16 protein-coding genes and 1 tRNA gene are annotated in these 12,325 nt (G+C 62.6%); 11 read left to right on the top strand and 6 right to left on the bottom strand.

Annotated elements, in window-relative coordinates:
• Positions 1-25: 25 nt before the first annotated feature.
• From ABW043_RS07795 to ABW043_RS07785, 3 genes are read right to left on the bottom strand one after another with little or no spacing between them, the layout of a single operon-like run.
• On the bottom strand, positions 26-1,192 hold the full coding sequence (locus ABW043_RS07795; protein ID WP_353920652.1) for an FAD-dependent monooxygenase: 1,167 nt from the start codon (positions 1,190-1,192) through the stop codon (positions 26-28).
• The gene (locus ABW043_RS07790) at positions 1,189-1,659 is read right to left on the bottom strand and encodes a DUF6691 family protein (RefSeq protein ID WP_353920651.1); all 471 of its coding nucleotides are present in this window, start codon (positions 1,657-1,659) and stop codon (positions 1,189-1,191) included. Before ABW043_RS07790 ends, ABW043_RS07795 begins: the two co-directional genes overlap by 4 nt.
• On the bottom strand, positions 1,659-2,111 hold the full coding sequence (locus ABW043_RS07785) for a YeeE/YedE family protein (RefSeq protein WP_353920650.1): 453 nt from the start codon (positions 2,109-2,111) through the stop codon (positions 1,659-1,661). Before ABW043_RS07785 ends, ABW043_RS07790 begins: the two co-directional genes overlap by 1 nt.
• 240 nt (positions 2,112-2,351) lie before the next feature.
• Here ABW043_RS07785 and ABW043_RS07780 point away from each other — a divergent pair, with 240 nt between their 5' ends.
• The 4 genes from ABW043_RS07780 to ABW043_RS07765 all read left to right on the top strand — a co-directional run bounded on the left by ABW043_RS07780 (position 2,352) and on the right by ABW043_RS07765 (position 4,878).
• Positions 2,352-3,251 (top strand): TerC family protein, encoded by a 900-nt coding sequence (locus ABW043_RS07780; RefSeq protein WP_353920649.1) that lies wholly within the window; start codon positions 2,352-2,354, stop codon positions 3,249-3,251.
• Positions 3,248-4,219: a quinone oxidoreductase family protein gene (locus tag ABW043_RS07775; protein WP_353920648.1), complete on the top strand. Its 972-nt coding sequence runs from the start codon at positions 3,248-3,250 to the stop codon at positions 4,217-4,219. Before ABW043_RS07780 ends, ABW043_RS07775 begins: the two co-directional genes overlap by 4 nt.
• Before the next feature lie 62 nt (positions 4,220-4,281).
• Positions 4,282-4,371, top strand: a tRNA-Ser gene (locus ABW043_RS07770).
• A 63-nt stretch (positions 4,372-4,434) separates the two neighbouring features.
• Positions 4,435-4,878, top strand: coding sequence for a hypothetical protein (locus tag ABW043_RS07765; protein ID WP_353920647.1), 444 nt, complete (start codon positions 4,435-4,437; stop codon positions 4,876-4,878).
• A 21-nt stretch (positions 4,879-4,899) separates the two neighbouring features.
• Here the strand turns inward: ABW043_RS07765 and ABW043_RS07760 are convergent, their stop codons facing one another.
• Entirely contained in the window at positions 4,900-5,436 is a 537-nt protein-coding gene (locus ABW043_RS07760; RefSeq protein ID WP_353920646.1) for a hypothetical protein, read from the bottom strand.
• Between the two features lie 491 nt (positions 5,437-5,927).
• Between ABW043_RS07760 and ABW043_RS07755 the strand changes: the two genes are divergently transcribed.
• From ABW043_RS07755 to ABW043_RS07725, 7 genes are all read left to right on the top strand, one after another.
• Complete coding sequence (locus tag ABW043_RS07755; RefSeq protein ID WP_353920645.1) at positions 5,928-6,389, top strand: MarR family winged helix-turn-helix transcriptional regulator; 462 nt, start codon at positions 5,928-5,930, stop codon at positions 6,387-6,389.
• Complete coding sequence (locus ABW043_RS07750) at positions 6,386-7,477, top strand: FUSC family protein (protein WP_353920644.1); 1,092 nt, start codon at positions 6,386-6,388, stop codon at positions 7,475-7,477. The genes ABW043_RS07755 and ABW043_RS07750 overlap by 4 nt, the downstream gene beginning before the upstream one ends.
• Positions 7,478-7,543: 66 nt before the next feature.
• Entirely contained in the window at positions 7,544-7,780 is a 237-nt protein-coding gene (locus ABW043_RS07745; protein WP_353920643.1) for a hypothetical protein, read from the top strand.
• Positions 7,781-7,996: 216 nt separating this feature from the next.
• Positions 7,997-8,173 carry a hypothetical protein gene (locus tag ABW043_RS07740; RefSeq protein WP_156385712.1) on the top strand — a complete coding sequence of 59 codons (177 nt, stop codon included), beginning with the start codon at positions 7,997-7,999 and terminating at the stop codon, positions 8,171-8,173.
• A gap of 178 nt (positions 8,174-8,351) precedes the next feature.
• Entirely contained in the window at positions 8,352-8,984 is a 633-nt protein-coding gene (locus ABW043_RS07735; protein WP_353920642.1) for a 5-oxoprolinase subunit B family protein, read from the top strand.
• Complete coding sequence (locus ABW043_RS07730) at positions 8,985-9,884, top strand: 5-oxoprolinase subunit C family protein (RefSeq protein WP_353920641.1); 900 nt, start codon at positions 8,985-8,987, stop codon at positions 9,882-9,884. It begins immediately after the preceding gene.
• Positions 9,884-10,669 carry a LamB/YcsF family protein gene (locus tag ABW043_RS07725; protein WP_353920640.1) on the top strand — a complete coding sequence of 262 codons (786 nt, stop codon included), beginning with the start codon at positions 9,884-9,886 and terminating at the stop codon, positions 10,667-10,669. Before ABW043_RS07730 ends, ABW043_RS07725 begins: the two co-directional genes overlap by 1 nt.
• A gap of 179 nt (positions 10,670-10,848) precedes the next feature.
• On the opposite strand, the gene ABW043_RS07720 is transcribed toward ABW043_RS07725, so the two are convergent.
• Together ABW043_RS07720 and ABW043_RS07715 are read right to left on the bottom strand one after the other, a co-directional pair.
• Complete coding sequence (locus ABW043_RS07720) at positions 10,849-11,601, bottom strand: ABC transporter ATP-binding protein (RefSeq protein ID WP_353920653.1); 753 nt, start codon at positions 11,599-11,601, stop codon at positions 10,849-10,851.
• A gap of 14 nt (positions 11,602-11,615) precedes the next feature.
• Positions 11,616-12,325 (bottom strand): ABC transporter ATP-binding protein (locus tag ABW043_RS07715; protein WP_353920639.1); only part of this gene is annotated, 710 nt, incomplete at its 5' end.

Raw genomic sequence — 12,325 nt, 5'->3', positions numbered from 1 at the left:
CTTTTTCGTTTGGAGAAGCGTCGGCTCAGGCGGAGCGCTTGCCCATGCCGATGGAAAAGGCCTGGCGGCGGAGCGACGGCATCAGTTTGAGGGCCCAGAGACCGCCAGCGCGCAGGGCCTGGCTCGGGAGCATTTCGCCCAGAAGTGAGCGGAAGAGCGTGTCGACCATAGTGCCGGTGCGCGCCAGGTCGGCGGCGCGACGGTCGGCATAGGCGGTGCTGGCGCGAATGGCCCAATCGGGCGTGGTGCGATCGGTGTCGGCGAGAACGGCGACGAGGTCGGCAACGTCGCGCAGGCCAAGATTAAGACCCTGGGCGCCGATTGGCGGGAAGGCGTGCGCGGATTCCCCGACGAGAACCGTGCCGTCGCGGCCGGCCTCGGGGACCGTGAGAACGCTCAACGGGAAGATGAAGCTGGGCGAGGCCAGTTTTATGCTGCCGAAGAGGTTTTGCGAGCGGGTGCGGAACGCGGCGAGGAGCGCTTCCGGGCCGCCGGCCTGGGTTTCGCGCAGAACCGATTCCTCGTCGATCCAGACGAGATTGGCTCGGGTGCCGCCGGCGGGCACTAGAGTGAAGGGGCCATGGGGATAGTGGAACTCGATGGAGGTGCCGCCGATGGAGCGGCCGAGTTCGAGATCGCAGACAAGGGCTGCTTCGTCGAATTTGTGCTCACGAGCTGGAAGGCCTGCCTCGATGCGGATGAGGGATTTCTTGCCGTCCGCGCCGACGATCAGGGGGGCAGCGACGGTGCTGCCATCGGTCAGGGTGAGCACGCCGAGGCCGTTCTCTCTGACATAAGCGGTAACGGCGGCATTGCGGGTGGTGAGGCCCGTTGCTGGGGCTGCAGCCTGGAAGCGCTCGAGGAGCGTCGCGTTGGCAAAATTCCAGCCGAAGGCATCGAGGCCGGCTTCCTTGGCGTCGAAAAGGGTTTCGGGCGCGCGGATGAGGCGTGGCGTGGCGTCGATGATGCGGATGGCGGTCAACGGATGGCCGGTGCCTTCCGGTCTGTCGATGAGGCCGGACGAGACCAGAAACTCGACGCTGGGCATCATCAGTGCCGAGGTGCGACGGTCTGGCGGGGCCGTCGGGGCGAGATGCAGGGTTTCGTAGCCGGCGCGGGCGAGGCTTACGGCGGCGGCAAGGCCGGCAAGGCCTCCGCCCACGACGATGATGTCGGCGTTCTGTTCAGTCATTTGGCATCCGCAAGACGTTTGGAATGGCCGCTGGGCACGATGAGGCTACCGGCATAAGAGCCGGCGATCAGGGCGGCGAGGAAAAGCCAGATCCCGTCGGGCGGGAAGGCGATCAGAGCAATGGCCGGGCCCGGGCAGATGCCGGACATGCCCCAGCCTACGCCGAAGAGCGCAGCGCCGCCCACGAGACGGGTGTCGATACGCTTATATTCGGGCTCGTGGAATTCGCGGTCGAACAGAGGCGCGGAACGGCGGCGGCCGATGCGCACAGCAATGAACATGACGAGGATGGCCGGGACGATGACAAAGGCCAAGCTTGGGTCCCAACCGCCGGAAGGTATCGCGGTGAAATCGAGGAAACGCAGGACCTTGAGCGGATCGACCATCTGCGAAACATAGAGGCCGGCGCCGAAGAGCAGGCCGCTGAGGGCTGCTGTCGCGAGGTAGGGCGGGCGAAGATTGGCCATCAGACGATCCCCGTCACGGTGACGGTGATGATCGCCACGCCGAAAAAGACTGCGACGGCGACGAGCGAGCGCAGCGAGAGACGCGCGAGGCCGCAGACGCCATGCCCCGAGGTGCAGCCATTGCCGATCTTGGTGCCAAAACCGATGAGGAGGCCCGCAACGATAAGCCAGACTGGCGGCGGTACTCCCCATGCAGCCGGCGGAGGCACGAGGGCGGCCGGTTGAACACCGCCAACGCCGAGCTCTGGGAAGAGCCTGGAGGTAGCCCAGGCACCTGCCACCAGCGCCGCCAAAAAGATCAGGCGCCAGACGACAGTCTGGGCGGGTGGCAGGAGCTGGCCAAAAATGCCGGAGATGCCGGCGATGCGGCCATTGCCGAGCCAGAGCACGGCAGCCGCGAGGCCGATCAGGCTGCCGCCGAGCGCGGCGGTGAGGGGCGTGAAGGATTCCATCAAGGAACTCCGGCAGGAAAACGGAACCAGAGCCTAGCACTGGCCATTCACGGCATACCAGCCTCCGGCCGGCAGAACCATTTCGCGCCTTGCCGCAGGGGAGGAAAAAGCTGCCATAGGAACGACAAAGCCGAAATGGAAGAGCGGGAGGCCCTTGTCTTTGCAGTGAGAAGGCCTCCACAATCGCATCAAAGACAATAGACTCGCGCGCAACCGAGAATCCCTTTTACGGAGCCCACCATGCTTGAGCTTCTCTACGATCCCAATGTCTGGGTCGCTTTCCTTACCCTGACGATCATGGAGATCGTGCTGGGCATCGACAATATCGTGTTCATTTCGGTGCTGGTGTCTCGCCTGCCGCGCGAACAGGCCGAATTTGCCCGTAAACTCGGTATCGGCCTTGCGCTGGTGTTCCGCATCATTCTGCTGCTGCTGATCAGCGTGATCGTGCAGCTTCAGGAGCCGGTTTTCATCGCCTTCGACCACGGGTTCTCGTGGAAGGACATCATCCTCATCGCCGGTGGCGCGTTCCTGATCTACAAGGCGACGCATGAAATGCATGCGGCGATCGAAGAGCCGCATGAGGTTGGCCTCAAGGAGGCCGCCAAGGCGAGCCTCCAGGCCATTCTGGTGCAGATCGTTGTGATCGACATGGTCTTCTCGATCGACTCGATCATCACTGCCGTGGGCATGGTGCCGGCTGACCAGGTCGCCGTGATGATTGCTGCGGTGCTGGTTGCCGTGGCGGTGATGTTCTTTGCTTCGGGCCCGATCGCCAAGTTCGTTGCCGATCACCCGACCACCAAGATGCTGGCGCTGGCCTTCCTGTTGCTGATCGGCGTGACGCTGGTGGCCGATGGGCTCGGGTTCCACATTCCCAAGGGCTACATCTATTCTGCCATGGCTTTCTCGGTGCTGGTCGAGGCAGTCAATATCTTCGCCAAGAACCGCAAGCTTCGTGCTTCGGGCGGCGGATCGGGCAGACATGAGGTGACGCCATTCACCGGTGACACCGGTTCGGTCTCGGCCAATGCCGGGGTCGCAGCCGTGACGGGCAAGCCGCGGGCGAAAACCCCGGCGGTGCGCCAGGCGCAATCGCGGCCGAAATCGGCGCCGCGCAAACCGAGGACGCCAAAGTGACCCTCGTCGTCGCAATCAACCAGACCGGCGGACCGGACGTCCTGTCCGTCGAGGACTGGCCGGTCAAGGCGCCGGGACCGGGACAGGTCCTGATCGAACAGAAGGCCATTGGCCTCAACTTCATCGACACCTATCAGCGGTCGGGGCTCTATCCTCAGCCGCTGCCCTTTGTGGGTGGCAATGAGGGCGCGGGCGTCGTCACGGCGGTCGGGCCGGACGTGACAGCGGTCAAGGTCGGTGACCGGGTCTGCTATCAGGGGCAGGTAGGTGCCTATGCCGCAGAGCGGTTGGCGTCGGTCGAAAAGCTCATTCCGATTCCCGATGGGGTAGACGACGAGACGGCGGCGGCCGTCGTGCTCAAGGGGCTCACGGCCTATTATCTGCTGTTCAAGACCTGGAAGGTCGAAGCCGGCCAGACGATCCTCTGGCACGCGGCGGCGGGCGGCACCGGGCTTATTGCGACACAATGGGCCAAGGCACTCGGCGCGACGGTGATCGGCACGGCGGGTGGACCTGCCAAGGTTGCGCTCGCCAAGGCGCATGGCTGTGACCACGTGATCGACTACCGGGCCGAGGATTTTCCGGCGCGGGTGCGCGAGATCACCGAGGGCAGGGGTGTCGATGTCGTCTATGACGGCGTCGGCAAGGAGACGTTCGCGGGCTCCCTGGATTGCCTGCGTCCGCGTGGGCTGCTTGCCAGCTTTGGCAATGCCTCGGGCGTTGTTTCGATTCCCGACCTGACGGTATTGTCGCGAAAAGGTTCGCTCTATGTGACGCGACCGACCAGCGGCCACTATTTTACGCGGCGCGAAGATCTGATCGAGGGCGCCGACGCGCTGTTCGGCGCCATCCGTTCGGGTGCGATCAAGGTGGAAATCGGCGGCCGATTCAAGCTGGAAGAGGCCGAAAAGGCGCATCGCGCGCTGGAAGGCCGCGAGACCACAGGGTCGGTGGTTCTCATTCCGTGATCACTGAAGTCGTGTCGCGCCCTCTGGACAGGGCGGCGCGGCACGGCTAAACGGCAGGCCACGGGTAGGTGGCAGAGCGGTTGATTGCTCCGGTCTTGAAAACCGGCGAAGGTGAAAGCCTTCCGGGGGTTCGAATCCCTCCCTACCCGCCATTCCCCAACCGCAACCCAATCCGACCTTGCCGCGTTCTGCGGCCGTGTGCGCCAGCGCGAGGAATGGCCATGTTCGGATTCGGAGACAAGCGGGCCGAGGCGGTTGATGAGACCGAGCGGTATATCAAATCCATGTTCGCGGGCTTGGGTGATGCTGAGGAGCAGGCCTTGCCCGACGGCGCGCTTGCCGACCCCTATGTGATCGGTTTTCTGCAGGTGTTGACGGTTCATTCGGTGGCCACCGTCTATCTCACCCGCATGCCCGACGAGGCGGCACTTGCCGATATCCTGGCATCGGCTTTGGACCGCATGGCACCTGGTCATGGCGCGGTGCTGCGCAAGCGACTGGGCGAATTTGGCGATCCGGCACACCCACAGCACGCGACTTACATCAGCGGGCGTCGCGATGGCTCGGAGCACGTTCGAGCCTTGCTGGCGAGCGACGAGATCGCCCGGAACGAACGCTACCATTCATTCCGGGATTTCGTTGAAAGGCACTATCTCTAGGGGCAGTCCTTGGACGCTCCACTAGTTCGCGCACGTGACGGAGTAGTCGACGACGGAGGGAACGCTGTCCTCGTAAAATTCGCCAACAGTTGTCACATCCAGCAATGCGCCGGCCGAGCGATAATTGTATCGGCAGAAACCGAAGCCAGTGCCCGAGCAAGTTTCGGCCTCGGTGATGCCGATATCGTGCAGGTCTCCCTGCTGGCCGAACTCTTCGCGTGGTTGCGGGACAGGCTTCCAGCCGGCGGTCTTTAGGGTTTTGCGGGCCTCGGTAATCGGCGCATCATAGATGTTTGGCACCACTGCGGCGCCACAATAGGTTTCTTCCGCGGCAACCGGGCCGACAACCAGGCCTGTGTCGGTGATGCTGATGTCGGCAACCGGCAGACTGACAAAATCGCCGCCCCAGATTCGCACGCTGCCGTTTTGCCGCTCGTCGAGCACCCCGATCAACTGGTCGGTCTTGTTGGCGGTATAGAAAATGGCCTTGAGATCGCTACCTTCGAATACGCCGATATTACTCTGCTCGATCGCGCAGGAACCGCTAGTGCCGGTCAAGAACTCCCCGGCGAAGCTGACGAGTTGGTAGTCGCCTAGTGTGGCCTCGGAGATGACGCCCCAGCCGTGCTCCTGAACATAAAGCCCTGCTTCGGTTTCGGGTTCTGCGTAGTTGCCCTGGCAATCGTCGTTGCCTGAGGTGGAAAATGGCCCTCGGGGAGCTTGGTTGTCTCCGTCACTACGATTTCGGGCAAATCAGATACGGCAACCTGTGCGAGCGCCATGCTGGGGCCGGCGATGACCATAAGGCCGGCGGCGAGGGATGCGGCCTTGATCCTCGGAAATGATGTCACGGGTTTCTCCTCCGACGAATTGGGGCCTACAAAGTGGCAGCCTCTTGGAGAGAAGCAAGGGCGAGTAAAGTTGTTTTTTGTTTGGCGCGATTACTTTAGTCGCCAATGCCTCACAGCCTAAGTGGCGTGCGCTGAGCGCATGGCAGTCGCAATGTAATTTGAATTGCAAATCAATCTATATCGGCGTAGCACCGGTTTATGACCGACATTCATCCTTCTCCTCGTTCCCGGTTCGGGATTCGTTTTTCGTTGCTCGCGCGCCGCTGGCGGCGGGCACTCGATGCGCGGTTGGCCGAAGAAGGCCTGTCGGACGCTACCTGGGCTCCCTTGATGCACCTGAAAGAAACCGGGGGCGGCACAACGCAGAAGGAACTGGCGGCGCTGGTCGGAGTCGATGGATCGAGCCTGGTGCGGGTGCTGGATATTCTGGTGCGACAGGGCTTTGTCGAACGGCGCGCCGACGAGACGGACGGCCGGGCACGGCTGATCTTCCTGACGCCCGCGGGCGAGAACCGCGTCAACGAAATCCGCAAGGTACTGACCAAGGGCGAAGAAGCCATGTTGGTCGATATCGGGGACGCCGAAATCGCCGAGATGCTGGAGCATTTCGACAAGATCGAACGCCGGCTCGAGGCCTTGCAGAAGGAGGCGCGGCGATGACCCGGCGTCGCGATGCCATGCGGCATCTTTTGGCCAGCATGCGGCTTGCCGATATTCTAGCCTTTGCACAACAGCCGTCGCTGCGGAACGCTGCGCTAGCCGGCTTGCAGGCATCGGTAGCGATAGCTGTCGCCATCCCGCTGGCCTTTGCCTCGCCATGGCCGCACCTGGTCGGCTTTGCTGCACTCGGAGCACTGGCTGCGCTGTTTGGCCGTTTCGCGCCGGAAAAGGGCCGAGGCCAGATCGTGCTCTGGGCAGCGATCTGCCAGACGTCGGGCGTCGGCGTCATGTCTCTGGTTGTGTGGCTGGGAGCTTCGCCCGAGTTGCAACTGGCTCTGCTGGCGCTGCTGAGCGGTGTGTTCTTTTTCATTTCGGCCACGGGTCGTTTCGGCCCTCCGGGCGCGCTGATTTTTATCTTTGCGGCCGGCGCGGCCATGGGCACGGTTGATGGCTGGCAGGTCGTCGTGGAGCGTGTTGCAGCGACTGGTGGCGTGGCTATTCTAGCTTGGCAGATCTGTCTCGCGACGGAGATTTTTCGGCACAAAGCGACGGAAGAGCGACCTTTGCCGGTCGAGCCAGCTCGGCCTTTGTCTCACAGGCTGACGGCGGCAACACGGATTGCCGTTGGTGCAGGCATTGCCGCTCTTGTCACGCATGCCATGGGCGCGGCGCACCCGGCGTGGGCGGCCATGGGGGCGGTTGCCGTCATTCAAGGGAGCCATCTCCATATCAGCATGAACCGGGCGCTGCAGCGCATGATGGGCACGGTCATCGGTGCGCTGGCGGTCTGGCTGGTGCTGCAGCTCGATCCATCGGTGACAATGGTGGTCGTGCTACTGATCGGGCTGCAATTTGCGACCGAAGTCGTCATCGGTGCCAATTACGGGCTGGGGCAGGTTCTGGTGACGCCCATGGCTCTGCTGATGAGCCATCTGGCAGCGCCGCAGGCGGGGGCGGGAATTGCGCCGGAACGCGTGTTCGACACGCTCGTGGGGGTGAGCATTGGCATGGTGATCGCCGTGCTGCTTTCGACGCTGGATGACCGGACCTACCTGGCCGAGCATCGGGCGACGCGAAAACGCGCTTGAGCGGCCGGGCGCGATCGGGCTAAGAGGCGGAGTATTACGTCTCCGTCACATTCAGGAACGACAGAAATGAGCCGCAAGGAATTTGACGCATCGCGCATGCGGCGCATGAAGCGCTTGGCGGCGCGCTACGACCTGACCATTCTGACCGCAGAAAAACTGAAGGTTTTGGGGCAGCCGGGCGGTCACGCGCTCCGGCACGACAAGACCTTCAAGATTGTCTATGGTGATGTGCCTAAACCATTTTCTGCGTCGCTCGACGATATCGAGACCTATCTCGAAAAGCTTGAGGCGGGGGAAGAGTAAGCGAGGCTGACCTTTGTGGCAACCGAGCGAATGCCCCGGGGTGGTACATTCCGTTATTTATTCCGTAATAGGAATCGGCTCACATTGGTCTCGTAAGCTCACTAGAGAAGTTCATCGTCTCTGAAGCGCTGAACGGTCTCTAGGTTCTTGGATCGCGTTTTCGATCTGAAGTGGTTCGCCACTTTTCCTCGAAACGCTCTATTGGAGGCGCGCACAGTGTTTACCTTGATCAACGCAGACGCCGACGAAGACGACGCTGAAATCACCGATCCCCAGGAAATCGCGGAATTGTTTGCGGCCATAGCGGCCGTGGCAATCGAAACCATTGGCGCTGCCAATGTGCGCGAACTGTTCGATGCGGTGGTTGAACAGGAGGGTCGTGATCCCAACTAGAGCTCTTATTCAACTCTTCCGCGGCCGTCGCCGTTAAGACGTCCGCCATCGGCCTGGAGCCGAACCTGCACTCTGCCTTGGCGAAGCAATTTGGGCCTACCCGGCTCTGGCTTCGCCGGGGTGATTTCCGCGGGGAACGCAGACAGTGGGCCAAATGCAAATCCTGCCGGAACGGCCCATGGTGCAGACGCTGGGCGACAGCACCATTCTCGTGCGTTTCGGTAGCCGCCTCGACGAAACTGCCAATCGTCGGGCCATCGGCTTTGCGGCGGCGCTGGAAAGCGAACCGATCGCCGGCATAGTCGAGATCGTGCCGAGCCTTGTTTCGGTACTGCTGCGGTATGATCCGCTCAATTCACGACATCAGGACATCGAAGGCGAAATTCGGCTGCGGCTGCATGGCGCGCTGGAGGAACAGGCTGGGGCCCAACGTCGCATCGGCGTGCGCTTCGGTGGAGAGGCAGGGCCGGACCTTCAGGAGGTCGCGGGGCTGCTGAAGCTTTCTGCCGACGAGTTCATTGCGCTGCACAATGCGGCGCCGCTACGGGTGCTGGCGACGGGCTTTGCGCCGGGCTTTGTCTATTGCGGATTTCATCCTGAAACGCTGACCTTGCCGCGGCGCGACAAGGTGCGGCCGTTGGTGTCGGCGGGCAGCGTGCTGTTTGCGGCCGGGCAGACTGCGATTGCGGCGACGGACATTCCGACTGGCTGGCACGTCATCGGTCGTACCGATTTTTCCAATTTTGTACCGCAAGAGACGCCACCGACACTGCTTCGGGCTGGCGATAGCGTCACCTTCGAGGTGGCTTGAATGGCGGCAAGTCTGGTCATCGAGCGGGCAGGGCCGCTGGTCACGATTCAGGATGAGGGCCGTTTCGGGTATCTCGCGCAGGGCATCAGTGCGTCTGGGCCGATGGATGGGTCGTCGTTTCGGCGCGCGGGCCTCTTGGCGGGCAGCGGCGTGGCGGCGGGCATCGAGTTTTCCATGCTGGGGTTCGACCTGGTCGTCAGCGAAGGCGAAGTTGCCGTGGGCTGGGACGGTGGGGTCTTCGAGGTTTCGGTCAATGGAAAGAAGCTGGAGTGGCCGGGCGCGGCGCGGCTGGGTGCCGGCGACAGGCTGGCTATTTCGGCAGGAACCGGCGGCAATTACGGCTATCTGCGCTTTGGCGGTGAGATCGACGTGCCGGCGGTGATGGGGAGCCGCGCGACCAGCATGCGGACGCGGATTGGCGGGCTGGATGGCCGGGCGCTCAAGGCGGGCGACAGTTTGACAGTTGTTGGTGATGGCGATGCGCTGGCTACAGTTCTGCCCCGTAGGAGGACCGATGGGCCGATCCGGTTCGTGTGGGGGCTTCATGCCGAGGTTTTTGACGCGGGCCTGCGGGAAAAATTCGTAACCAGCTCGTTCCGCATTTCCTCGATGATGGATCGCATGGGGGTACGTCTGCGCGACGAGGCGAAGGTTTTTGCCGAGGCGCGGATATTGTCGCTGGTGTCAGACCCGGTGGTGGTAGGCGATATCCAGATTTTGGGCGATGGCACGCCGATCGTACTGGGGCGCGATCACCAGCCGACGGGCGGCTATCCGCGGATCGGCACGATCATTTCCGTTGACCTCGACCGTTTCTTTCAATTGCGACCCAATGCGGAGCTTGTGTTCGCGCCGGTGGGGCTTGATCATGCCCAGGCTTTGTTGCGGAGCGAAACCTGATGGCATCAATCGATCTCAACGCCGATCTCGGCGAAGGCATGGGCACGGACGATGATCTGCTGGGCATCGTGTCCAGCGCCTCGATCGCCTGTGGCGGCCACGCCGGGGACGCGCAGACGATCCGGCATATCCTGAAGCTGTGCAAGGCACGGGGGATTCGGGCGGGTGCGCATCCAGGCTATGCCGACAAACCGCGCTTCGGCCGGTTCCGGTTGGTGATGCCGCTCGACCAGTTGATCGGGCAGGTGCGCGACCAGATGTTTCTCATCCGCCATATCGCGAGCGAAGTGGGCGTGCCGCTCTCCTATGTGAAGCTCCATGGGGCGCTGGCTAACCAGACTGCAGAAGAGTTGGCCATGGCGGTTGCCGTCTTTGCCGCTGTGCAGGCGATGGACGACAAGATGGCGGTGCTGGCGCTCGACAATTCTGAGCAGGTGCGGGCAGCCAAGGCTGTGGGTGTGCCGCTGATCCGCGAGGCCTATGCAGACCGGGCCTATACCGCCGACGGCCTGCTGGCGCCCCGGTCGCAGGAAGGGGCGGTCATTCACGATACCGACGCGGTTATTGCGCGTTGCCTGCGTCTGGCACAGACCGGCGAGATCCTCGCGATCGACGGTACGGTGTTGAAATCGGGCGCGCGGTCGATCTGCCTTCATGGCGACACGCCGGGAGCGGTCGATCTGGCGCGAGAAGTCCGCGATGCGCTCGAAGGCGAGGGGATCACCATCGCGGCCGAGCAACCGGAGGAGGACTTACCCTGGGCCTCTCAAGGGGGGAGAGGGTGAAATCGGCGAAATGCCTTTGGGTTTGAAAAGCCCAGGGTAGCTCAGGGGCCGATGCGGCCGTTGTTCGATTCTCCCCGCAATCGTCACCACCGGGCTCGTCCCGGTGGTCCATGCCTGTGGCGAGATGGATTGCCGGGACAAGCCCGGCAATGGCGACGGGGTTGGGGTCGGCACTCTTCCTAGATCGCCAGGTATTCGTGTCTTAGCTCGGTATTATCGAGCACCTCCTTGGCGGTGCCGGCGAAGACGACTTCGCCTGTATCGAGGATGACGGCGCGGTCGGCCAGTTTCAGCGCGGCGACGGCGTTTTGCTCGACGATGATGGTGGTGATACCCAACGGCTTGATCGAGTGCAGGATGCGTTCGATTTCCTGCACGATGACCGGCGCGAGGCCTTCATAGGGTTCGTCGAGCAGCAGGAGTTTGAGGTCGCGAGCCAAGGCACGGGCGATGGCGAGCATCTGCTGTTCGCCGCCCGAGAGGGTGACGCCTTCCTGGGTGCGGCGCTCGGCAAGGCGCGGAAAGCTTTCGTAGATCTGTTCGAGGCTCCAGCCATTGCCGGGGGCGACCTTGGCGAGGGTGATATTCTCCTCGACGGTCAGGCCTTGGATGATGCGGCGATCTTCGGGCACGAGCTGGATGCCGGAACGGGCCGCCTCAAAGCTCTTCATCTGATGGATGGGTAGGCCATCGAGCCAGATTTCACCCTGCCGCATCTGCGGATTGTCGGTGCGGGCGATGGTCCGCAATGTGGACGTTTTGCCCGCGCCGTTGCGGCCGAGAAGGGCGAGGATTTCACCCTGGCGCACATCGAGCGAGACGCCCTGCACGATGTAGCTCTCGCCATAATAGGCGTGCATGTCGCGCACCGAGAAGAAGGGGCGGGTGGTTTCGATCGTGGCGGCTTGGCTGATGGTAGTGTCTGATGTCATGGCGATGGAACTCATCAATGGGCTCCTCCGAGATAGGCTTCCTGCACCTTGGGATTGCCACGCACCTCGTCGGGCGAGCCATCGGCAATGATGCGGCCCTGGGCGAGCACGGAGATCTTGTCGGCCAACGAGAAGACGACGTGCATGTCGTGCTCGATGATCACCTTGGTCATACCGCGGCTCTTGATCTTTTTGAGCAGTTCGATGGTCGTGTTGGTGTCGTGGCGACTCATGCCTGCAGTGGGCTCATCGAGCAACAGCAGGCGCGGGTGCTGGATGAGGCACATGGCCAGTTCCATGCGCCGCTTGTCGCCGCGGCTGAGGCTGCCGGCGAGCATGTCGCGGCGCGTGATCATGCCCACATCCTCGAGCATGTGCTCGGCTTCGGCGCGGATGCCGGTTTCGCTGTCGAGCGAACGCAGCATGTTGAGCTTGAACATGCCGTCGCGCTTGGCCAGCGCGGGGATCATCACGTTATGGAGGACGGACAGGTCAGCGAAGATTTCCGGTGTCTGGAAGACACGGGCAATGCCGAGCTGATTGATCTGGAAGGGCTTCCGGCCAGTAAGGACCGTGCCGTCAAAGACTACTTGGCCGCTTGAAGGCGCCAGCTTGCCGATGATGACATTGAGCAGGGTCGACTTGCCGGCTCCGTTGGGGCCGATGATCGCGTGGGTCTTGCCTTCTTCGACTTGCAGATCGATGTCGGCGAGGGCGTGGAGAC

Origin of the sequence: Devosia sp. (assembly GCF_040509215.1) — a bacterium.
Classification (GTDB): Bacteria; Pseudomonadota; Alphaproteobacteria; order Rhizobiales; family Devosiaceae; genus Devosia.
Note: the sequence above shows the minus strand (reverse complement) of the source record. Positions and strands in the feature narration are given on the sequence as shown.